This is a genomic window from Gluconacetobacter dulcium (genome assembly GCF_014174165.1).
In the GTDB taxonomy this organism is placed as follows: Bacteria; Pseudomonadota; Alphaproteobacteria; order Acetobacterales; family Acetobacteraceae; genus Gluconacetobacter; species Gluconacetobacter dulcium.
Genome location: NZ_JABEQN010000026.1, coordinates 1 through 22,994, shown reverse-complemented (window position 1 = coordinate 22,994; position 22,994 = coordinate 1). Strand labels below are relative to the sequence as shown.

Genomic DNA, 22,994 nt, shown 5'->3' with positions numbered 1-22,994 from the left:
GACGATTATATGCTCATTTATGTCGTTTGCTCGGTTGCACTCGGATCCTGAAAGCAGCCGCATTGGCTTTAGGTTCATCCGCCGAGCGACCTCAGTGCGTTGGAGCTAATATCTTCCTGCCGGGACCATAGGCTATTATCTCAAGGATGCGGAGCGCAGGGTTGATAGAGCGGATACGAAACAGACTCGCGAGAGCATTAGAAGCGCAAGGCTCCGGCAAAGCCATTCGCACGTACAGCGGTGTTGTGATTGGATCAAGTGTTGGGCAGGTGCGGAAGCGCAATGAAGATTGCTGTCTCGTCGCGCGAGTGTCCTATGCACATGGTGGTCGCACGAACTTCACCATTGCGATGGTTTGTGACGGTCTTGGTGGCATGAGTCAAGGCCGGGAGGCCGCGATCCTTGCTGCCAGCTCCTTTACGGCTTATTTGTTTTCGACCCCAATTATCGGCTGGAAAGAGCGCCTCTCTAAGGCAATCGCATTTGCGAACGCGCAAATTTATCAGCGACTGCATGGTGCTGGCGGCACGACGCTGTCTGCAGTAATTTCTTCCAATGATGGGGCAATATTTTGTCACGTGGGCGATAGCCGCATCTACGGTGTCATGCCCGACCGCGTGGTAGAGCAATTAAGCCGCGACGACACCATCAATGCCCTTTTGAAACGACAAGAAGCTCAGGCGGAAGCTCCAAAGGATTCGCGGTTGCTGCAGTTCGTCGGGATGGGCGAGGAAATGGAGGCGCAAATTGCCCCCGTTCCAGGCCACTGCCGTTCGGTGCTCCTGACATCTGATGGTGCGCACGATGTTCCCCATTCTGTATTCCAGCGTGTCGTCAGTGCCGCTGCGGGAGGGAGTGACCTTGTCCGCAAATTGCTGATGCTGTCCGACATGACGGGTGGCCGCGACAACGCCTCCGCCATTTTTTTTCCTATAGGAATAGAGGCAGAACTCTACGATCATAGCGGAGATAACGAACTGCTTGCCATCCTACCAAACGATACCTTGGCGATCCATTTCACGGGGCCGGACGCATGGGAACGTTCGGAACGCATACGCAATGCGCCGCTAAACTGTCGGCCTTCTGAGCCGAGCGACCGGATCGAAGAGCTGCCCTCCTCGGAGAAGACCGTCACTGCGGAGCACGCCGGCAGCAAGGAACCGCAGCCTAAGCCTGCTGCCTCCAAGGAGAAAGCGCGGACAAGCAAGACGCGCAAACCCAAACGTAGGGTCGCGACTCCAAAAGCCGATGCTGTCGCCCAGTTGCCGCTTGATGAGCCCGGCAACGAAGTCGATGTCCAGTTTTCGTCTCCGGCCACCCAACCGGAAGAGGACAAACAATGAAGTTGCCGCCCCGCTATGAGAAAGTTGGCTCCTCTTTTTGCGGTGGTGGGATGTCGACCGCTTTCAAGTGCAAAGACAAGCATCTGGATCGCCATGTGCTCGTCAAGGTGCTTCAACCGGGGGTTGACCAGAAACGCATTCTCGACGAAGTCAAAGCCCTGAGTGCCATCCGATCGAAACATGTCGTTCAGATTTACGACGTGCTGAAAGATAGTTCCGGTGCGGTTACGGCGCTTGTGGAGGAGTTCCTTCCTGGCCAGGATATGAATGCCGTCATCCCGATCAAAGATGTCGACACGTTTTTACGCTATGTTTATGCGATTGCCTGCGGTCTAGCTGATATTCATGTGGTCGGGGTGGTGCACCGCGACATCAAGCCCAACAATATGAAAATCGATGCAGAAGGTTGCCTCCGAATTTTCGATTTCGGCTTGTCTCGTACGGACGGTGTGAATTGTGAAACAATCGGGACGATCGGCACACTGGGCTATATTGCGCCAGAACTTTGTGCTCCACCGAATCAAAAGGTTAACTTCACGACGGCGGTCGACGTTTTTGCCTTTGGTGCTACTGCGCTCAAGCTAGTCCGAGGCAAGCTACCCAACAATCTGCGCACGATTCCGCCCAGCCTACCCAGTGCGGATGCGGACTTCACCAGCCAAACGCTCACCCTTCCGCCAGAGATCGCCGCTATCCTCAATCAGTGCCTATCAAAAAAGGCAGCCCGCCGCCCAAGCATGGAGACCGTCCGGGATACTGTTGGGCGCCATTTGTTGCATGGCCGACATAAGGCGACCATGATTGTCGGTGAGAAAATCCACTACCTCGAGAAGATCGGTCAATCCGTGAAACTGAGCGCAGGCTCACTTGGTTCGGTAAACGTGAGTTACAACGGATATAATTTCATCGCGACCAATGTCGTTGGTGATGTTTTTATCAATAATATGAACATTGTTCCGCCACAGAATTTGCCTGGCGCTTGCGTGATTACGCTCGGAGCACCTAGTCTTGGCGTCAGAAGACGATACATTACTTTTGACGTGACGCATCCGGAGGTGGTTCTATGAGTGGTGTGTTGCATGCGACTGGCGATCTTGTGGGCGATCGGTACGAAGTGGCCAACTATATCGGTCAGGGCGGTATGCAGGAAGTCTATCGCGTCCACGATCAGTTGCTCGAACGTGACGTCGTTCTCAAGTCACCCAAAAACCCGACCGCTAAAAAGCGTTTTAGCAGAAGTGCTACTCTTAGTGCTCGCGTTAACCACGACAATGTTGCCAAGACGCTCGACTATGTCGAAGAAGATGATCGCTTCTACCTGGTCGAAGAACTGATTGAGGGCTGCGACCTAGGCCATTTCCTGAAAAACTATGTCGCGATGCTCGATCCTTTCGCTGCCGGACGCGTAATGCATCATTTAGCCAAAGGACTGGCGGCATCTCACCACGTCAATGTGATCCATCGCGACCTCAAGCCGACCAACGTCATGGTTGTAGGAGGCCGAGATTTTATTGGTTTCAAGATCACGGACTTCGGCATCGCAAAGATGGCTCAAGAGGAGATCCAGGAAGCCGTGGCTGGTGATGAAGAAGGCCTCACGAGTTCTCAAACCGCGCTCGGGGCCTTGCCTTACATGGCACCGGAAACGATTGACGATATGAAGCACGCAGGCAAGCCCGCCGATGTTTGGGCGATCGCCGCACTAACCTTCGAGATTCTGACCGGCAAACGACCATTCGGCGCTGGTTACAAAGCCGTACCGCTTATTCAAGCAGCACAGGTGCCCCCGCTACCTGCTCCTCTGATAAGTAAAAGCCAGTTTACACCATTTGTCACAGCGATATTCGATCTCATCAAGCTATGCATGCAGAAAGATCCTGCAGCGCGTCCAACAGCCGACCAACTCGTTGCGGCCTGCGAGGGCCTCTATTACTCGACGGTTCCACGCGAATTTGGGACTATAAAAAGATTCGACAACAATAACTGGGGCTTTGCAACTACAGTGGGCAGCGATATTTTCTGTCATGTTGACTCGGTTTATGCCGAGCCCGCTTTGGCCATTGGTGAGCGCGTCTGGATGAGTCCATATCCAGGTTCGCCCTCGCGCCGGGCTTTTCCAATTGTAAAGGCCAAATAGGTCGATGCTTCGGCATTTACCCAAGTAATCCAAATTTAAGCGTTACCTGACATGTCATAGCACAGTACGTCGACCTGCGGGCGTTGTAACAAACGGTAGATCTTGCCGTTTGAGTCTTCCAAAGGGACAAATACGCCGATGTTTAAACTCGGCAGTGGCACTTTGTCGGCTTAGAGGAAGGCCATCAGAAGATCCATATGTCCGACATGAGGGGATTGTGTTGAAAAAATCCCGCGCGAGCTGGCACCGACCATTCTGATTCGATATTATAACATATAGAGTATTGTAATCATTTGGAGTTTTTTTGTTACATAAAAAACCATGAGTGTAAGCTATGAACAGACTGTTTCAACACAATCAGGGCGTAAGCGAACATGGCTTTGAATAAATAAACTCTCTGTTTGGCGAGGGCTGGGGGCTATTAATTTCGGCAAGGAGTCAGGCATGAGCAGAAAAAATCTTATCAAAACAACTTAGTAATCGTGCTTTGTTCTCAACTTGTGATTTCTGCAATTTGAGAAGCAATCCTGCCCCCGCAATACCCGATACCGACACTCCCGAAGCCCTGGCTCCGGGAGTGTTCGCGTTTCTGGACCCCTGACCGCCTGAGGCGGCGAAGTCCAGCAGCGTGCCAAGCTCGCCATGGAGCGTGGCGTGCATCTCGCCCCGACCCTTGCCGGGATGGAGCACGATCTTCTCGATCAGCGCCCGGATGGCCTCGGAGGCTTCCTGCCGGTCCTCCGGATGGTTCAGCGTCTCGGCCAACCGCTCGACCTTGTGTTTGAAGATCCCGGCGACATTGGGGTGGATGTCCGGCACATCCTGCGGCTGGGCGGCGAGCAGGGCGACCAGTTCATCCTCGCGGGCTTCCATCTCGCGCATCCGCTCGACCATGCCGCGCGTGTAGCCGCCATCCTCGATCACCTGGAGCATCTGTTTCAGCCCCTTGCGCAGCCTGGTCAGTTCCGTCTGCCATCCTGCCGTGCTGGCGCGGCGCTCATGATTGGCGCGGTTCGTTTCCTCGACATAGGCGCGCATGGCCTCCGCTGCCGCTTCGGGCGTCATCAGCCGGTCCTTGAGACCCGACAGCACCCGGTCTTCCAGTTCCGGCCGGCGGATTGTGGTCCTGTTGGTGCAGGAGCGGTTGTCCATGTGGGTGGAGCAGGCGAAGCGGTCGCCGCCCCGGATCGAGCAGGGACCGCCGCATACCCCACAGAACACCAGGCCGGAGAGCAGGGATTTTGGACGGCGCTGGCCATTGAGCTTGTTGATCGAGGCCCGGATGCCGGCACTGATGTTCACGCTCTTCTCCGCGATCAGCGCCTGCCGGTCGCGCACCGCCTGCCAGAGATCGTCATCCATGATCCGCAGTTCGGGAACGTCGGTGATGATCCACTCCGATTGCGGGTTCAGCCGAGAGACGCGCTTGCCGGTTTGCGGGTCTTTCAGATAGCGCAGGCGATTCCAGACGAGGCGTCCGATGTAAAGCTCATTGTTCACAATGCCGGTGCCGCGCAGGGCGTTGCCCCGTAGCGTGGTGTTGTTCCATTTGCCGCCGGTAGGGCTGGGGATACCTTCGTCGTTCAGGCGGCTGGCGATGGCAAGCGCGCTGCGGCCCGAGGCGAACTCATGGAAGATGCGGCGCACGATCTCGGCCTGGACCGGATCGATCTCGCGCTCGCCCCGGATCAGTTCGCCCCGCGCGTCCATCTGATGCACGACGCGATAGCCGTAGCACAGGCCGCCGCCGGATTTGCCCGCTTCGACACGCCCGCGCAGGCCGCGATGAGTTTTCATCGCCAGGTCCTTGAGGAACAGGGCGTTCATCGTTCCTTTGAGGCCGACATGAAGCTCGTTGATCTCGCCCTCGCCCAGGGTGACGATGGTGACGCCGGCGAATTGCAGGCGCTTGAACAGCGTTGCGACGTCAGCCTGATCGCGGGACACGCGATCCAGGGCTTCGGCCAGTACGATATCGAACTGCCCGGCCTGAGCGTCGCGCAGCAGGGTCTGGATGCCGGGACGCAAAATCATGCTGGCCCCGGAGATGGCCGCGTCACGGTAGCAATCGACCAGTTGCCAGCCCTCGCGTGTGGCGCGTTCCTCACAGAGCCGGAACTGGTCCTCGATTGAGGCTGCCCGCTGGTTGTCCGAAGAATAGCGGGCATAGAGCGCGACACGGGTCATGACCTTACCTCCTGAATCCTGACCAGTTCTCCACGATCAGCGACGCACGGCAGCACTTTTCTTCTGCCGGGCGAGGGCGACGAACTCCGCCTTGATCCGGGTAAACAGGCCCGGCGGAATGAAGCCGTAGGCGAAGACGCCGACCTTGCCGGGGACCGGCGACACGCCGCCGGTCGGCCATTCATCGACGTTGTGTTCCGAGACGATGACCCAGCTTGGCACATCGTCCAGTCCGATCGCCGCCTTGACCTTCGCCGGTATCTCGATCCCGACCGTATCGCCGGAAGGTGGCGTGTGGGTGATCGGCAGAAGCACGACATAGCGGGGCCGCAGCATGCTGTCGCTGGCCGCGACGAGGCAGGCGGGACGATCTTTGCCCTGGTCCTGTCCCCGCGTGGCCTCATGCGTCCACAAATAATCGTAACGGACGACGAGGCCCGGTTTGGGTTCGGGAAATGACACGGACGGCCCTTATTTCAATAACTCGTCGAGATGCGTGTGTTCGGGGTCCATCTCGGCGCGTTCCACGGCGGCCAGCACCACGTCGGACACGTCTTCCGTCCGGTGGCTTCGCTGGGCTGTTGCGCGGAGCCAGTCGTAATGATCGGCGGACATCAGCACATATTCGCGACGACCGTGACGGGTGATCTCGACCGGCTCGCGCTGGGCCTGATGCTGGAATTCGCCAAATTTGCGCTGGAATTCGAGGGCGCCGACGGTGGGCATGGGCAGGGCATCCTACTGGTGGAATGGTGATGCCCAAATTATACGTATAATACCTCTTTCTCAAGGATAATCTCATTCCTCATGCTCCGACGCTGCTGTACCGGCCGGATCGTTGGCGTTGGCGATTTGGCCCAGCCGCTGCTCGAATTCTTCGCGGGCGATCTGCCGTCCCAGCAGGCGCGCCAGGACGAGGATCAGTGCGTCCGTTCGCGCCTTCATGGCCGGATCGGGAAGAGCGGACTGGATATTGCCCGCGGGTTTGTTATCGTTGGCCGGAGAATTCGGTCCGGCGTTCGATATGCGGTTTTCGTCCGTCATCGTCCTGCCCTTTCCGTCTGGAGAGGACAGCACCATCACGCGCTGAAAAACGGCGTGCAACCGGAAAAATCAAGCTATTCCAATGGATTGTCGGTGTGTGTCGGTTGCGGCGGGCTGTGGCGTAGTCAGGCGTACATTTGGCGGTATTTTGTTCGCAAACCAAAGAATCACAAGTTGGTGAATTTTTGCTTCGAGGGTACGACTCGCTGATTGGGTGACGACGGCGGCTTCCGCCATTCATCGAACCGTCAAGCCCTCCCAGTAGCGGCCCATTGCCGGTTTTTCTTGACGTAGGAAGTGGGAGCGGCCAGCGGTGAGGCCATGGATACCATCAGCCTCCTTGCCCTGCTTCTGACACTTTCGGCAGGCTTCAGCATTCTCAATCACCATACGCTCCGCGTTCCAGTCACGATTGGCGTGCTTGTCTTCTCGTTGCTGACATCGCTTCTGGTCATGATCCTGAATCCGCTGATCCCGGCCTATGATCTTCAGGCTCTTCCACGGTCTGTGCTCGGATCCATCAATCTGCCTGTGACACTTCTTAATGGTGCGCTGTCGCTGTTGCTTTTTGCCGGGGCCATGCAAGTGAATGTCGGGCATCTGCGCGCAAAGCTTGCCTCGGTCACGGCCCTCTCTGTTCTGGGGACCGTGCTGGCTGTCGCCTTTCTGGCGATCGCGGCGTGGTGTGTCTTTCCCCTGTTAGGCCACGCCATTCCTTTTGCATGGTGCATCGTCCTCGGCGCTATTCTCGCACCAACCGATCCGGTTTCGGTCGTGGGAATGCTGAAACGTCTAGGATTGCCGGGACCGCTTCAGGCTGTTTTCGCGGGGGAAAGCCTGTTTAATGATGGCGTAGGGGTTGTCATTTTCGGTGTCACGATCGGACTCCCTACCGGGGACAGTCAGGGGGCAACCACCTCCGAGATTGCTCTGAGTTTCTGCCGCGAGGCGATCGGTGGCGGTTTGCTGGGCGCATTGACCGGATGGATCGCGCTCAGTGTGCTTAAGGGGCAGCGGGATCCGCATATTGATCTGCTGACGTCGCTGGCTCTGGCGACTGGAACCTTCAGCATCGCCAACCAGCTTGGCATGTCGGGTGCGATTGCCGTGGTCGTCGCGGGACTGTGTTTTGGAACAAGCTATAGTCACTCCGTTTTCGATGAGGCATCCCGCAAGGAACTCGACAGCGCATGAACACTCATTGATGAGGTGCTGAACGTGCTGCTGTTCATGCTGATCGGCTTTGAAATCCTTGAGATCACGCCGCATCTGTTTACGGTGCTGGCCACGCTTGCCGTAATCCCGCTGTCCATTGCCGTGCGGGCATTGAGCGTGCTGTTTTCAACGCTTCCGGTTCATCTGAGGCAATGGGAGCGGGGCCGCGTTCTCGGTATTCTGACCTGGGGCGGCCTGCGTGGTGGCATCTCCGTCTCTCTGGCACTTGGATTGCCGCCCGGAGACTTGCGCGACCTGCTGTTGCCGGTCTGTTACGGCGTCGTCGTGTTCACCATCATCGTGCAGGGGCTGACCATGGAACGGGTCGCCCGCAGACTCTATCCGTCATCCGCATCCCAATCTCAGTAATGCGTTCCTCCATTCTTTCAGCGGCATTCGTGCCGCCTGATGAGTGGGTCGTGAAGAGGAAACAGACGTGATGGTTGATGATCCGTCCGGCCTGATCACGACGGTCGAACTGACCTGGATCGAGAAGCAGGTGGAACGCTGGCTGCGCTTCGGGCGGCCGGTCGCGGACACCATTCTCGACCGTCAGCGACGCGCGCTCAGCTTTGCCCCCGACAACGTATTCGCCTTCGTCCGCTGGGCCGCCAACGACTATGGCACGGTTGAGTCGCACATCGACATCGTGCGCACGGTCGGCTCCGGCGAAGACTACCAGACTGTCCCATGCGTGCGGCCGGGCGGCGAGGTGTTACTGCACCAGACTTCATGGCCGCGCGTCCAGCATGTGCTGGAAGCGATCGACGCGGTCGAGGCGCAGGACATCGACCCGATAGAGGTCAGTCCCGATTACTGGCGTCACCTGCACCATCGGCTGGAGGCACGGCAGCAGCCCGACGCCTATACCAAAGCACGGCATCGGGCATGGCTGCGTCGTCGCGCGTTGCATTGAGTGTGCTTCCCGCGTCTGGCTTACCGACGTTTGCCCGTGCCTTTCCCTTCTCTTTCCGGCCAGCTTTTCCATCCTCCTGTCGCATTCGTTTTGTGCCGGGACAACGCGGCGCTTCGCGCCGCGGGCGGAAGGCGCCGGCTGCGCCGCCGCGTCTCTTTCGGGTCGTCTTTGGCGCTGCTTTGGACACCATTCCGACGAACGATCCGGCGTTCAGTGACACGAGTTTTCCCGCGTCCGGAACACCATCTGCAGGCGCTGGACGGGCGGCCCGGATGCACGACGAACGCAGGCTGACCGATCCGTCATCGTCGCCGGGAGCGTCATCACTTTGACAGTTCCCAGTCATGTGCGGATCTGGATTCTGATCACGTCCGACGCATGATTTTGACATGTTCACAGCACGTCATAAGACACACGGAAGACAGATCGCGGCGCAGCGTTTTGTCGTTCCGTTCGCGTGGTGTCGAGAGGTAATCTGTGGCAGGTTTTGCCAGTCCCCCGGTCAGGCTGGAAGTGGCCATCAGATTCGGAAAAGCCGAATTCAGAGGCCAAAAAGAAGAAAAAACGTGAGGGCAAGATTAAAGGAATAGGCACTCCTGCCGGTCCAGACCTTCGGTTTTCTTCGTCTGCACATGGGGTTAGGGATATTTCGAGTGGCACTCTGGATTTCTATCGTCTGAGCCGTCATTTTTCAGGCGTGAAGGTTTCCCGCCGTTTCTGACGGCACTGTCCCCCGAAAAGCCCGGTTTTCGCGAGGTCTGGCCATGGCGCAGGATGACGACACCGCGCTCCGTCCCCGGCCGGGACGCATCCGCTCGAAGGGTAGCGCGACACGCGGTCGCACGGACTTTCTGGCCAGCATCCGGACGCAGGTTCGCCGGCAATCGCTGCACCCCGGAAAGAGGGGCGGCAGCGGGGCGGGCGGCGGCCAGGGCCGCCGCTTCTCTTCTGAGTCTGGTGCGACCTCGCGTGCGGGGAGTGCGTCGCGTTCCGGTTCCACCCGTGGGGTGGGTCGCGGGCGGGGCGCGTCCTTCGTCCGGGCGCGCGGGATCGCCGGCTGGCGGCATCAGGTTCCTGGTTCCCGGCGTGTGACGGTGAAGGCGCGGGTGGTGCGGCAGGCCGGGAAGGGAGGCGGGGCCGCCGCCCACCTGCGCTACATCCAGCGCGACGGGACTTCCCGCGACGGCGAGCGGGGTGTCCTCTACGGCGCGGCGACCGATCGCGCCGATGCGAAAGCCTTCCTCGAACGTGGCGCCGAGGACCGGCATCAGTTCAGGTTCATCGTCTCACCGGAGGACGCCGACCGGCTGGAGAATTTGACGGACTTCACGCGCGAGCTGATGACGCAGATGGAAGCCGATCTCGGCACGCGGCTGGATTGGGTGGCGGTGAACCATTTCAACACCGCTCATCCCCATGTTCATGTCGTCGTTAATGGCCGCGACGACCAGGGCAAAGACCTCGTCATCGATGGCGGGTATATCACCCACGGCCTGCGCGAACGCGCGTCTGAATTCGTGACGCTGGACCTCGGTCCTGTGTCCGAGATCGAACGGCGCCAGAAGCTGGAAGCCGGCATCGACCGTGACCGCTTCACGCGCATCGACCGTGCCCTGCTGGCGCAGGCGCAGGATGGTACAATCGACATGCGCCCCGGCATCGAGACGCCGACCTCGGATCTGGTGGACCGGCGGCTGCGCCTGTCGCGCCTCGCGAAGCTGGAACGCATGGGGCTGGCCCGTCCGACAGCGCCGGGCCGATGGACGCTCGACGAGCGGCTGGAAGAGCGTCTGCGCAATCTCGGCGAGCGGGACGACATCACAAAGCAGATGCACCGCGCCCTGAAGGCGCGCGGCAAGGGAACGGAGCAGGACCGCGACCCGGCGCATTTCCGCTTCCATGACGAAGTTCCAGACAAATCGGTCACCGGGCGGCTGGTGGACAGGCATCTGACGGACGAACTCGGGGAAAAACTGTCGCTGGTGGTCGATGGCCTCGACGGGCGGGTGCATCACCTGCGCGGTTTCGATCCCGCCCAGATGGAGGACCTCCCCCGTAGCGCGATCGTGGAAATCGCCGCCGCTCCGGTTCCCGACAAGCCGCGCCCGTCCGACCGGGCGATCCTCGCCAATACCGAGGATGGGATTTATCGCCCTTCCGCCCATCTGGAGCGGATGCAACTCGACCGCTGGAGCGTCAAGGGTAACCCGGAAGACCTGATCAAAGGCCACGTTCGCCGCCTGGAGGCGCTACGCCGGGCGGGGATCGTGGAACGGCTGCACGCCGACCGCTGGCGTATCCCGGAAGACTTCCAGCAACGCTCCATCGCCTATGACGCCACCCGTGCGCCGAAGGCGACGGTGCGGCTGCTGTCGGCCTTCGATCTGGAGGCGCAGATCGGCTCCGATGGCGCGACCTGGCTCGACCGGCGGCTGGTGGCCGGGGTAAGCCGCGAGGGCGACCGGGTGGAAGCCGGGTTCGGGGGCGAGGTCGGCGACGCCCTGGCCAGACGGCAAAAGGCCCTGATCCAGCGTGGGGACGCCAGCCTCACCCCGGAGGGCATGGTGCGCTACCGGAAGAACCTGCTGGCGACGCTGGAAGGGCGGGAGGTGGAACGGGTCGGGCAGGCCATGGCCGAGAAACGGGGGAAGCTGTGGCGTCCGCTTGATCGCTTCGAGACGATCCAGGGCACGATGAAAGGCCCGATCGATCTGGCCAGCGGGCGCTTCGCGGTGCTGGAAAGCGGACATGAATTCTCGCTGGTGCCCTGGCGTCCGGAGATCGGCAGGCAGCGCCAGAAGGAGATGGCTATTTCCATGGACGAGCATGGCGGCATCTCGTGGGAACTGGGTCGGGGCAGGGGGCTTGGCCTGTAGCGGGAAACCACCACGAGTCGTTTCGGAAGGCAGACAAAGACCGACAGGAGCCGCCAATTTTACGCCAGGCTACGCTCCTGTACTATGCCGATCCAACAAGGACTTGCGTCGGGAAAATTTCAGCGCACTCTGTCATCGGACCTCCAGATCGGGAGCACGGCGATGACCAGACGGCAGCGGATGAACGTGTATTTCGAGCCGGGCCTGCTGAAGCAGGTCGAGGCGCTGGCCGAGCGCCGGAAGGTGTCGAAATCGGCGGTGATCGAGGCGGCGGTGCTGTCGCTCGTGTCCGGCGAGGACGATGGACGCCGGGATGCGGCACTGTCGAAGCGTCTGGACCGGCTCGGGCGGCGGATCGACGATGTGGACGAGGCCGTTGCCGTGCTGGGCGAGGCATTCGCGCTCTATACCCATGCCTGGATGATGCGTCAGCTTCCGATCCCGGCGAACGAGAACGAGGCCGCGAAGGATCGGGGCGCGGATATGTATGCCCGGTTCAACGAGGTGCTCGTCCGGCGGCTGGCGAAGGGGCAGCGGTTCCTACATGATCGGGTGCGAGATGCTATTAAAACATCAAATGTAACCAGCAATAAATAATTTTTTATGGTTATAAGCATCTGATTTTTTTATAGAAATATTTTGTCACGGCGCTTCATGCATATGACGGGTGCTTCCGCGTGGTAGCGTTCAGCACTGAAATTAGCTTGCCCCTCTATATTGCTAGGAGCACGTCAATCATGACGAGCCGTTCTTAGGATAACTGAATGACTTTGATAAAAAGAAGAGTCATAGGCAGTTTCATCTTTGTTTGTGCGGCAATTGCTGTAAATATGTCACATGGTCGGGCGGAGAGTCTCCACGATGCCATTATAGCTGCTCGTTCGCGCGATCCTGAAACGCACTCAGCCGACATTGACCACCAGACAAGTCAGAAGACGGCACGTGCGCTTGATGCTTGGTTTCCTTCCGGCCCCGTATTGAGCGGCCAATATCTCGACGATCACTTCATTGGCAGCAAGGTAGGCTATACTACCTATCAGGGCGGCATCAGCGTTCCCCTTTGGCTTCCGGGCCAGGGTAAAGCCAGCGTACGTAACGCAGAAGCGGGCACAGCGGTCGCCGATGCGCGCATCAAGGTCCAAAGATTGCTGGTCAGTGTTCGTGTGCTTGACTTGACGAGTCTGGCGACGTCCCTTTCGCTCGAAATCGCCAATCTCGACGAGATGGTCTCCCTGCTAGATCAGACTTTGACGACCTCGCGCCGGGCCGTAAGAGCGGGTGAAGTCTCGCCCGCAGACGAGGAGGCTGTCGAAGCAGAAAAAGAAGACTTTGAGGCGCAGGTTGCGGAACGTCGTCAATCCTTGGATGTGGCGCGCGCGGAACTGGAAACAGCCACCGGCTCGGATGAGATCCCGGACCTGCTATCGATCGACGGCCGAATGCTGTCCGTCCGCAAATTCCGGCTCGACCCCGACAACGATCCTCGGATCGCTCTGGCAAACAGTCTGACGCATGAAGCACAGACGGCGTTCGACCTGACCCGGCATTCCTACATGCCCAATCCGCAGATCGGCATCCAGGTGTCGCGTCAGGAACAGTATGACAGCCCCTGGGATACTCAGGTCGGAGTGCAATTCCAGGTTCCACTGCCAAGCGCGGCACGAAATACACCAAAACTGATGAAGGATGTCAGCGCGATCGGCGCGGCGCGACGTGACGCAGAGCTTGCTCGTCGGAAGGTGGCAGTGGAATATCGCCGTATCCGCGCGCAAATGGCCTCCGCCATCGTCGTGACGAAACATGCACGCGCGTCCCACGATGCCTTACGGAAACGGGCAGTCCAACTCGACGCAGCGTGGCGCGCCGGCGAAACGCCAATCATAGAATATATTCGCGCGCGACGGGGAGAACTTGAAGCCAGCCAGCGTCTGGCGCAGGCAGATGTCATCTGGCGCGCCTCTCTCGTTCGTATCCTCCTCATGTCGGGCCAGACACCATGAATTTTTTTTGCAAACGTCAGACTGGTGTCGGTACGCTTTTCGTCCTGGGCGTAACTCTGCTTGGTATAATGATGGCATTCATGCCTGTCGCTTGGGCACAGGAGCGCTGGCCAAAAGGGCCAGTGATCATCGCGCCAGCCGCTCTGACGCGCGAGGGCATCGAAACCGCAAAGGCCGAGCCTGGGGCCTTACACAACTATATCGAAGCTCAGGCTTATGTCGCCGCTGACGAACGGCGGATTAGCCGTATCCGGCCTGTTGGTACCGGACGCGTCATGGACGTCCTCGTTACCCCTGGTCAAATCGTCAAGCCTGGCGATGCTCTGATGCGGTATGACGATTTCAGTCTAAGCGACGAACGCCAACGCCTTGTATCCGCAGAGGACGCTCTCCGGCAGGCGGAGGCAGAGGAACGCGACGCAGTTCTCGCATGGCAACGCGGTGAGCGCCTGCGCGGCGGTGTCATCGCGGCAGGCGAAGCGGAGAGGCGTCAGGCACGCATGACTGAGATGCACGCGCTCGTCTCTCAGCGCAAAGCTCAGGTACAGAACGAGAAAGAGCGCATGGGGAGGTTTTCATCTCCGATCGAGAAAGTTGACGGCCTCTCATCCACTGTCATCTCTCCGGTCAATGGAATCGTCAGGCACGTCAATATCAGTATCGGCGAAGCCATCGCGACGACCCCGGCGATTCCCATCGAAATCGACAACCTGAATTCGGTCTGGGTCATTTCGGAAGTCTCGACCGAAGATGCAGGCAAGCTGGCCATTGGCGGGCAACAGCAGACCTGGCTCCGTGGAGTGGACGATCCGATAGCCTCCCGGATCGATCTGATCGAAGGCGGCGTGGATATAGGGACACGCCGCGTCCTGGTACGCAGTCTAGTGCCGAACGCGCAGTCAGCACTGCGTCCGGGCATGCTAGCTCGAACGCGACTCTTTTTCTCTCACCCCGTTGCCGGTCAGGTCATCCCCACCTCCGCCTTACAGACGATTGCCGGACAAAAGTGCGTTTTTGTGCAAACCGGTCCGGATCACTATGCGGCACGGCATGTCGTTGTCGGCCCCTCGTTGGACGGTCGCACCGTCCTTACTCAAGGTGTCGAGGCAGGCGAGATCGTCGTTACGCACGGCAGTTTCATTCTCAAATCCCAGGCTCTGCTTAATCCGACGCCCCAGAGCGGGCAGGTGGAGAAATGAATTTTGTCCTGAAACTGCTAGCGGGGCGCAAGGCTCTGCTCGGCGCAGTTATCCTGATCATGATCGCCGGGATTTTCGACCTGCGATCCCTGCCGGTCGAACCAGTGCCGGACATTTCTCCACGACAGGTTTTGGTCTCGGTCAGCGCCCCTGGCCTCCCGACACAGGAAATCGAACGCCTCGTCACCGTGCCAGTAGAGACTGTACTCTCCAGCGTCGTGGGCTTGGGCTCAATGCGCTCCGTGTCGCGGACCGGTGTGTCGGTTCTCTACCTCCAGTTCGATGACGGCACAGACATCTACCGGGCTCGCGAACTCGTCTCACAACGGCTGACCGAAGCGCGCAACGCAATTCCTGTCGAGCATGCATCCCTCAGCATGGGACCGATGACGACCGGCATGGGCGAGATCCTTCAGCTCCAGATTCACGGCGCCGGACACTCGCTCGCCGAACTCAACACGATCATGACGTGGAACGTGGTCCCAAAGCTGCGCCTTATTCCTGGCGTGGTTGACGTCAACGTCAACGGGGGAGCGTCCCAGACCTATGAGGTGGAACTAAACCCCCTCGTTCTTCGTCGTTATGGCATATCTGTTTCCGATGTCTTCAAGGCAGTCGATAGTGGAGACGAAGCTGCGGGCGGCGCATGGCTGGAGCAGAACGACGAGCAGCATATCATAGGCGGTCGGTCGCTGATCGACAGTCTGGAAGAGTTCGGTGATATCCAGGTCTGGAGCGGCGCGAACGGTGCGGCAGTTCATATCCGCGAACTCGGCCGTGTTCATGAAGGGCAGTTGCCGCGCCTCGGCGCCGTCACTAGGGATGGCAATGGCGAGATCGTCAATGCCGTCATTCTTCTGCGTGAAGGCGCAAACGCCAAGAAGACCCTGGCGGCTATCAAGGCCGCCTTGCCCAAGGTGATGCACAGCCTACCCCAAGGCATTACGCTTGAACCCTATTACAGCCGTTCGACACTCACGAATGTCACCATCATGACCGTCCGCGACAATCTGGTCATGGGCGCCATATTGGTCTTCGCGGTATTGATGGTTGTCATCGGCAACTGGAGGGCCTCACTCGTCATCATTTCGGTCATACCGTTCTCCCTGCTGTGCGCAATGGTGGGGATGAATCACCTGGGAATTTCCGCCAATCTCCTAAGCCTGGGCGCGATCGATTTCGGCATGATCGTCGACAGTGCTCTTGTGATCGTCGAAAGTGTCATGAGCCGTCGCCTCGCGCCGGGGAGCAGCTTTGGCGATAGCATCGCTCAAGTCGTCGCACTCGTCGCCCGCCCGGTTACCTTTGCGATTCTTATCATCATTCTCGTCTACCTGCCGATTCTGACCCTCGAAGGCATTGAAGGCCGAATGTTCAGGCCGATGGCGGAGACCATCATTCTTGGCCTCCTCGCCTCGCTCGCGTTCTCGCTCGTCTGTATCCCGGCCCTTTCCTTGATGCTGATCCGTCCCCATTATGCGGAAGCGCATGATGACGAGGCAGATGATGAAAGCGCTCACGACACGCGCTTTATTGCGCTTCTGCGCCGTGGTTTTCTGCCCGCCTCGCGCTACTGCGTCGCGCATACGGGACGCGTAACCGTGATCGCTTTAACCATTCTTGGTCTGTCGGGTTTTATGGCGACACGGCTGGGGGGCGAATTCATCCCCCAGCTTCAGGAAGGCGATCTCGTCGTCACCTCGACGCGTTTGCCAGGTATCTCGTTGGCTGCTTCGCTCCGCTCGGTTGATGCGATCGAACGAACATTGCGCACCTTTCCCGACATCCGGACCGTTGTCAGCAATACTGGCACTTCCACCATTCCGACCGATCCCCAGGGCGGCGAGCAGACCGATACCTATATTCTGCTCAAGCCGCGCTCCGAGTGGAAAACGTCGTCGACGCAGGACGGCTTGGTGCGCGCCTTCGACACAGCACTGCGGAAGAACAATCCTGGTTCGCTTTATAACTGGAGTCAGCCCATCCAGATGCGCATGGACGATCTTCAGTCCGGTGTGCGCTCGCAGATCGCCGTAGGCGTCTATGGCCCGGACCTGAAAAACCTCTCGACACTTACCGCGCGGATTTCGGAGGCGATCGCCGCCGTGCCCGGCGCTGCCGATGTGGCTCCGCAGGATGTCGGTACCATCCCGTATCTGCATATCGATGTCGATCGCGCGGCCGCTGGTCGGCTGAATGTGTCGACCGCGGAAGTCCTTGATGTGATTGAAGCGGTGGGTGGCCATGTCGGTCCACCCGTCTCTATTAACGGCGCCTTGGTGCCGACGGAGGTGCGCTTCGGCGCTGACAGTCGCAATAGCCTGTCACAACTGCGTCAATTGCCGGTTCTGACGCGCGACGATCATGTCCTCGAACTGTCTCTGGTAGCCCATATCGCACTGGATGACGGGCCGGCCGCCATCCGCCGCGATCAAGGCGAACGCCGCATGATGGTACAGGCCAATGTACGCGGACGCGATCTGGCATCTTTTGTTCAGGCGGCACAGAAAAGTGTTGCGGACAAGATACAGCTTCCGTCCGGCTATCGGGTGGAATGGAGCGGACAGTTCCGTAATCTCCAGACGGCCGTCGCCCGTCTCGAAATCGTGGTCCCAATTACCCTCGTACTGATTTTCCTGCTGCTTCTGCTGGCATTGGGCGACCCCTGGCTGGCAGGACTCGTTTTCATCAATCTGCCATTCGCCGCAACGGGCGGCATCATTGCACTTTGGTTACGCGGAATGCCATTCAGTATTTCGGCTGGCATTGGCTTCATTGCGTTGTTTGGGGTGGCCACGCTCAACGGTGTTGTTCTCGTCTCCTGGATCATTGAAAAACGTCGTAATGGCTTCGATGGATTCACGGCAGCGACGAGGGCGGCACGGGAACGCTTCCGCCCCGTCATGGCCACCGCTTCTGTCGCATGCCTCGGCTTTTTTCCCACCGCATTTTCTATGAGTGAAGGTGCAGAGGTGGAGAAACCACTGGCGACAGTCGTTATCGGCGGTCTGGTTTCATGTACTGCGCTTACCCTACTTGTTCTGCCGGCTTTCTACATCAAGCTCAATAGCTGGCGGGAAAAGGCGCGATAATATCTTATGTTTATATTATCGTAGCGAGCGAGTATTGGCATCAGCCAGACCGCAATCGCGCAAGCACATTATGCTTTACTAATGCGTCTGCGTCTGCGTCTGCGTCGCGGGTGGTTCTGCGTCCAGCAGAATCGTCGCCAATGAACAGACACGTGCCTGTCATTTTGGCGAAGGCATCGTGCTGAACGATGATGGTTCACGGCGACACTCGGTGTAAGCACCGAGCGGGCGAGATGTACTGCTCGCCCAGTTAGCGTTTGGCGACGGCGGCCCGGTTGCGGAGGGCTTCGTAGATAGGCGCCTCCTGCATGCCGTCCGCGACTAGCATCGCGGCGAAGCTCCCGGAGAGAAGCGGCAGCAGCAGGCTGGTCGCATTGGTCATCTCCGTGACGAGAATGATTCCCGTCAGAGGCGCACGGACGGACCCAGCGAACATCGCCGCCATTCCGACAATAACGAAGGGAGCGGTATCGCCCGCCAGACGCGGTTCAAGCACATGTGCGATATCGCCGCAGCCGAGCCCGGCAAGTGCGCCGAGCGCCAGCATGGGCGCAAACAGGCCGCCCGGCGTCGCGGCCGCATAGGAGAGCGCTCCCAGAGCCAGACGCAAGACGAACAGCCCCGAGATGACCGACCATGCGATGGTGCCATTGATCGCGCTTTGCGTCAGCCAGTCTCCGCCTCCCGCCAGATGCGGGGTCAGCCAGACGATGACGCCTGCCAGAGCGCCGATCAGCGCCGCGCGCGTCTCCACTCCGACCGGTAGACCTTCCGCGAACCGCAGTGTTGTAAGGACAGTCCGGTTATACAGGACGGAGAGGACACCCATCGCGAGCCCGGTCAGCAGAAACAGGAGCTGGGTCGAAACGTCGATCACTGCGGGCGCTACAGAGACCATGAAATCCGGGTTCCCACCCAGCATGGCGCGGGCCACGAGAATGGCGGAGACGGAGGCTCCCAGTGCCGAACAGACAGTGCGGGCTTCGAAGCGGCCGACGAGTTCTTCCAGAACGAAGATGGCCCCTGCCCCCGGCGCGTTGAACGCGGTCGCGAGACCCGCCCCGGCGCCCGCCGCCAGCAAGACCCGACAGTCCGACCGGCCGAGCCGGAGCACGCGGCCGATTGTGTTCGCAGCCGTTGCCCCCATCTGCACGCTCGGTCCTTCGCGCCCGAGTGCCAGCCCGCCACCAATCGCAAGCAGACCACCGACGAATTTCACAGGTATCAGACCAGCCGAAGCGGGCGTGGTCGATCCGGCCAGGACAGCCTCGACATGCGGAATACCGCTGCCAGAGGCGAGCGGGGCCAGCCGCCGCACCATCAGCGCCGCAAGGAAGGAGGCAAGGCTCGATGCCAGAATCAGGAGCAAGCCGGCCGGAAAGCCGTGCCACGGACCAAGAGCGAACGCCGTGCGCAACCCGTCAGACCATTCGAGGAGCAGCCGGAACGATCCGCAGATCACGCCCGCGACGAGGCCCGTCAGGATCGACAGCAACGAAAGAATCGTCAGGCCGCAGGGAGGATCGTTTTCAGACGTTTGTATCACGGGGTTTTTCCAAGCCGCAGCGCGTTGGTGATGACCGTGACGGAGGAGAGCGCCATGGCCGCGCCTCCGATCATGGGCGACAACAGAAGCCCGAATACCGGGTAGAGGACACCTGCCGCCACAGGGATGCCGATCCCGTTGAACAGAAACGAGAACGCCAGATTCTGCCGGATGTTGTGCATCGTGTCATGCGCCAGAGTCCGGGCACGAACCAGCGCGCCGAGACTGCCATGGGCCAGCGTAATCCCCGCGCTCTCGATGGCAACGTCCGTTCCCGTACCCATGGCAATGCCGACGGACGCGGCGGCGAGCGCGGGAGCATCGTTCACGCCATCCCCCATCATCGCCACATGCGCCCCCGCTGCCTCAAGCCTCCGGATAATGTCCGCCTTGTCCTGCGGCTTCAGTCCGGCATGGATTTCGGCAATATTCCCAGCGACCTTCGCCACAGCCGCTGCAGTCGCCTCATTGTCGCCCGTGAGCATAACGATGCGCAACCCGTCGGCGTGCAGGGCCGCGAGCGCCGCCTTCGTATCCGCCCGCAGGGGATCGGCCACCGCGATCAGCCCAGCCAACCTGCCATCAATGGCGACGAACATCACGCCCGCGCCGTCCTGACGCCGCGCCCCGGCCGTCGCCTCCAGCGGCGCGGTATCGGCCCCCGCCTGCTTCAGCCGTTCGGCATTGCCGATCACCACCTGATGCCCGTCCACTCTTCCGCTGACGCCCAGACCGGGCTGCGAGGCGAAATCCCCGACCGGCGCGGGTTCGCCGTGGCGCTCCTTCAGCGCCCGGACCACGGCCTGCGCCAGCGGATGCTGCGACTGCGCCTCGACCGACGCAGCCAGATGCAGCACCTCATCCTCCTGCCAGCCCTCCGCGACGTCCAGCGCGATCAGCTTCGGGTGCCCTTCAGTCAGCGTGCCAGTCTTGTCCACGACCAGCGTGTCCACCTTGTCCAGTGCCTGCAATGCGCCCGCGTCGCGCACCAGCACGCCCTCGCGCGCGCCGCGCCCGGTGCCGACCATCACAGACATCGGCGTCGCCAGACCCAGCGCGCAGGGGCAGGCGATGATCAGTACCGAAATCGCGTTGAGCAGCGCGTGACCGAAGCGCGGCGCCGGACCGACGGCATACCAGACGATGAAGGTCACGATAGAGACAGCAAGCACCAGCGGCACGAACCAGCCCGAGACGCGGTCTGCGACGGTCTGGATCGGCGCGCGCGAGCGCTGGGCCGAGGCGACCATCTTGACGATGCGCGCCAGCATCGTGTCGCTGCCGACCGCCTGCGCCTCGATCTCCAGACTTCCTGTGCCGTTGATGGTGCCCCCTGTCACCGGATCGCCGGCTTTCTTCTCGACGGGCGCGGGCTCGCCGGTGATCATGGATTCATCCACGCTCGACGCGCCGTTCAGTACCGTGCCGTCAACGGGGACAGATTCTCCCGGCCGGACGCGCAGCCGGTCTCCTTTCATAACGTTCTCGACCGGGACATCCTGCTCCCTGTCGTCGGCACCGATGCGGTGCGCCTGTTTCGGCTTGAGGTCCAGCAGCGCGCGGATGGCGTTGCCGGTCGCCGCACGGGCGCGCAGTTCTAGCACCTGGCCGAGCAGCACCAGCGCCACTACGACACCCGCCGCCTCGTAATAGACGGGCAGCGTGCCATCCGGCATCCGGAAGGTCGCGGGAAAGGCATTGGGCACAAAGGTCGCGGCAAGGCTGTAGCCGAAGGCCGCGCCGACGCCGAACATGATCAGGGTGAACATGTTGAAGTGCAGCGTACGCAGCGAGGCGAGGCCACGCTGGAAGAATGGTAGTCCCGCCCAGCAGACGATGGGCAGCGTGAGCGCGAGCTGAATCCAAGGTGAAAGAGCGGGCGGAAGGAGGCGCAGCCCGACATCACCGCCCATTGAGACGATCAGAAGGGGAACGGCGAGCGCCGCGGCCACGATCAGACGCCGCGTGAAATCCTTCAGTTCGGGGCTTTCCTCGGACTGACCCGCCGGTTCCTCCGGCTCAAGCGCCATGCCGCAGAGCGGGCAGTTTCCCGGATGGTCCCGCCGGATCTGCGGATGCATCGGGCAGGTCCAGATCGTATGTGAGCCGGCGGAAGGAAGCGCGGCCTTCATTGAAGTCGGCGACGCATGCTCCGGATCGTGGCGCGTCATAGCATGCCGCATCTGGTGATTGTTCATTCCCGGCATCGACGGCATGGCGCCGGTTTCGTCCTCCTGCTGAAGCGTCATGCCACATTTCGGGCATTTCCCAGGCTGCGTCTCCCTGACTTCCGGATGCATGGGGCAGGTCCAGACTGTCTCGAGCGTGGAAGGATTTTGATCGTCCTGCTGCTGTGTCTGCTGCATGCCATTTCTCTCGAATGATCCAGTAGGAGGAGCCAACCGTCAGCTATCGACTAGCACGTTTTGAAGGAAATGGCGGAACGTCCGCTTGCGCAAACAACTTCGCCTTTCCGCGATGTCTGACATGAGGGCGATTGATCCACGGCGACAAAGGCTACGACACCAACGCGGTGCGTCGACAGATCGAGGGCGAGGGCGCCGCACCAAACATCCCGCCCAAGGCCAACCGGGTCTGGAGGAACTGCTTTTCGTCGGTCCTTTATCGGACGCGAAATGCCATTGAACGCATGTTCAACCGCCTCAAGGGCTTCCGCCGCGTCGCGATACGTTACGATCGCAATGCCACTAACTTCCACGCCGCCATCTGCCTCGTCGCGGCCGTTAGCTACTGGTTGTGAGTTCGGGCTCTAGATGACTGCTGACAACGAATGTCGGCATCGGCCAGACCGTGCCCCCGCAACCACACGCTAAGTGTCTGAAAAGACAGAAGAAAAGCCACCCTCAAGGGTGGCTTTTTTTGTGCCCGGAATGCGGCGCAGGATGCACATAGGATGCAAATGGGAGCGAAAGCGCAGCGTAGTTAGCGCACAAAATGGGACATTATCACGATAGCGTGATAGCCGTTCCAAGCCTCGCTGCTCAGTGAAAATGGCGCGATCTGACGACTCGGCTCTCTAGAGAACGCGAAGCTGAAGTGACTCCTGGTGGAGAGCGTGATGGACGTCTCGACGCTGAAGGAACTGCTGGCAAAAAACTCGTGCCCCCCGGCTTGTGGCGGGAGGCCGCGACTTGGGCGATTACGGAGCGGGATTACTCGCAGCGATGGGCCTGCCAGCTGATCGGCATCGATCCGAAGACCTGGCGCTATGCGTCACGGCGTCCGGCCGAACAGGCCGCGCGGGTGGGCATCTTGTTGCGCAGTTGCATGCCCAACTCCTTGTAACGACGATAGATCCGCTTCGGGTGGGACTGTCAGGAATTTCGTGTGCGAGGCGTTGAGCACATTGTTGATCAGACGGTGGCGCGCGCGAAGCGTTCACCGAAGAGAATGGCGAACTGTGCCTTTGCCATGGACC

The 22,994-nt window shown here is 60.1% G+C and carries 15 protein-coding genes and 3 pseudogenes; 12 read left to right on the top strand and 6 right to left on the bottom strand.

Annotated elements, in window-relative coordinates; all coding sequences use genetic code 11:
* Positions 1–161: 161 nt before the first annotated feature.
* From HLH25_RS16970 to HLH25_RS16960, 3 genes are read left to right on the top strand one after another with little or no spacing between them, the layout of a single operon-like run.
* Positions 162–1,343: a PP2C family protein-serine/threonine phosphatase gene (locus HLH25_RS16970; RefSeq protein ID WP_182975200.1), complete on the top strand. Its 1,182-nt coding sequence runs from the start codon at positions 162–164 to the stop codon at positions 1,341–1,343.
* Positions 1,340–2,410 carry a serine/threonine protein kinase gene (locus tag HLH25_RS16965; RefSeq protein ID WP_182975199.1) on the top strand — a complete coding sequence of 357 codons (1,071 nt, stop codon included), beginning with the start codon at positions 1,340–1,342 and terminating at the stop codon, positions 2,408–2,410. The genes HLH25_RS16970 and HLH25_RS16965 overlap by 4 nt, the downstream gene beginning before the upstream one ends.
* Entirely contained in the window at positions 2,407–3,480 is a 1,074-nt protein-coding gene (locus HLH25_RS16960) for a serine/threonine-protein kinase (protein ID WP_182975198.1), read from the top strand. Before HLH25_RS16965 ends, HLH25_RS16960 begins: the two co-directional genes overlap by 4 nt.
* A 438-nt stretch (positions 3,481–3,918) precedes the next feature.
* Here HLH25_RS16960 and HLH25_RS16955 read toward each other — a convergent pair whose 3' ends face one another.
* From HLH25_RS16955 to HLH25_RS16940, 4 genes are all read right to left on the bottom strand, one after another.
* Positions 3,919–5,667, bottom strand: a complete 1,749-nt coding sequence (locus HLH25_RS16955) for a recombinase family protein (protein ID WP_182975197.1) — start codon at positions 5,665–5,667, stop codon at positions 3,919–3,921.
* A 36-nt stretch (positions 5,668–5,703) separates the two neighbouring features.
* Complete coding sequence (locus tag HLH25_RS16950) at positions 5,704–6,129, bottom strand: hypothetical protein (protein WP_182975196.1); 426 nt, start codon at positions 6,127–6,129, stop codon at positions 5,704–5,706.
* A gap of 9 nt (positions 6,130–6,138) precedes the next feature.
* Positions 6,139–6,393 (bottom strand): type II toxin-antitoxin system prevent-host-death family antitoxin, encoded by a 255-nt coding sequence (locus HLH25_RS16945; RefSeq protein ID WP_182975195.1) that lies wholly within the window; start codon positions 6,391–6,393, stop codon positions 6,139–6,141.
* Positions 6,394–6,465: 72 nt separating this feature from the next.
* Positions 6,466–6,711, bottom strand: a complete 246-nt coding sequence (locus HLH25_RS16940; protein WP_182975194.1) for a hypothetical protein — start codon at positions 6,709–6,711, stop codon at positions 6,466–6,468.
* Between the two features lie 321 nt (positions 6,712–7,032).
* On the opposite strand from HLH25_RS16940, the pseudogene HLH25_RS16935 reads away from it, so the two are divergent.
* The 7 genes and pseudogenes from HLH25_RS16935 to HLH25_RS16905 all read left to right on the top strand — a co-directional run bounded on the left by HLH25_RS16935 (position 7,033) and on the right by HLH25_RS16905 (position 18,009).
* Positions 7,033–8,295 (top strand): annotated as a pseudogene (locus HLH25_RS16935) (cation:proton antiporter).
* 70 nt (positions 8,296–8,365) lie between these two features.
* The gene (locus HLH25_RS16930; protein ID WP_182975233.1) at positions 8,366–8,842 is read left to right on the top strand and encodes a DUF2840 domain-containing protein; all 477 of its coding nucleotides are present in this window, start codon (positions 8,366–8,368) and stop codon (positions 8,840–8,842) included.
* 764 nt (positions 8,843–9,606) lie between these two features.
* Positions 9,607–11,718, top strand: a complete 2,112-nt coding sequence (locus HLH25_RS16925; RefSeq protein WP_182975193.1) for a relaxase/mobilization nuclease domain-containing protein — start codon at positions 9,607–9,609, stop codon at positions 11,716–11,718.
* A 162-nt stretch (positions 11,719–11,880) separates the two neighbouring features.
* On the top strand, positions 11,881–12,315 hold the full coding sequence (locus HLH25_RS16920) for a ribbon-helix-helix domain-containing protein (RefSeq protein WP_182975192.1): 435 nt from the start codon (positions 11,881–11,883) through the stop codon (positions 12,313–12,315).
* Between the two features lie 167 nt (positions 12,316–12,482).
* Complete coding sequence (locus HLH25_RS16915; protein WP_182975191.1) at positions 12,483–13,718, top strand: TolC family protein; 1,236 nt, start codon at positions 12,483–12,485, stop codon at positions 13,716–13,718.
* A gap of 80 nt (positions 13,719–13,798) precedes the next feature.
* The gene (locus HLH25_RS16910) at positions 13,799–14,917 is read left to right on the top strand and encodes an efflux RND transporter periplasmic adaptor subunit (RefSeq protein WP_182975190.1); all 1,119 of its coding nucleotides are present in this window, start codon (positions 13,799–13,801) and stop codon (positions 14,915–14,917) included.
* Positions 14,914–18,009 (top strand): efflux RND transporter permease subunit, encoded by a 3,096-nt coding sequence (locus HLH25_RS16905; RefSeq protein ID WP_182975189.1) that lies wholly within the window; start codon positions 14,914–14,916, stop codon positions 18,007–18,009. The genes HLH25_RS16910 and HLH25_RS16905 overlap by 4 nt, the downstream gene beginning before the upstream one ends.
* 250 nt (positions 18,010–18,259) lie before the next feature.
* On the opposite strand, the gene HLH25_RS16900 is transcribed toward HLH25_RS16905, so the two are convergent.
* Positions 18,260–19,555 (bottom strand): chloride channel protein, encoded by a 1,296-nt coding sequence (locus tag HLH25_RS16900; RefSeq protein WP_182975188.1) that lies wholly within the window; start codon positions 19,553–19,555, stop codon positions 18,260–18,262.
* Positions 19,552–21,921, bottom strand: a complete 2,370-nt coding sequence (locus HLH25_RS16895; protein ID WP_182975187.1) for a copper-transporting P-type ATPase — start codon at positions 21,919–21,921, stop codon at positions 19,552–19,554. Before HLH25_RS16895 ends, HLH25_RS16900 begins: the two co-directional genes overlap by 4 nt.
* Before the next feature lie 131 nt (positions 21,922–22,052).
* On the opposite strand from HLH25_RS16895, the pseudogene HLH25_RS16890 reads away from it, so the two are divergent.
* Positions 22,053–22,316, top strand: a pseudogene (locus HLH25_RS16890) (transposase); the annotation flags it as partial.
* A 279-nt stretch (positions 22,317–22,595) separates the two neighbouring features.
* A pseudogene (locus HLH25_RS16885) lies at positions 22,596–22,819 on the top strand (IS3 family transposase); the annotation flags it as partial.
* Positions 22,820–22,994: the final 175 nt, after the last annotated feature.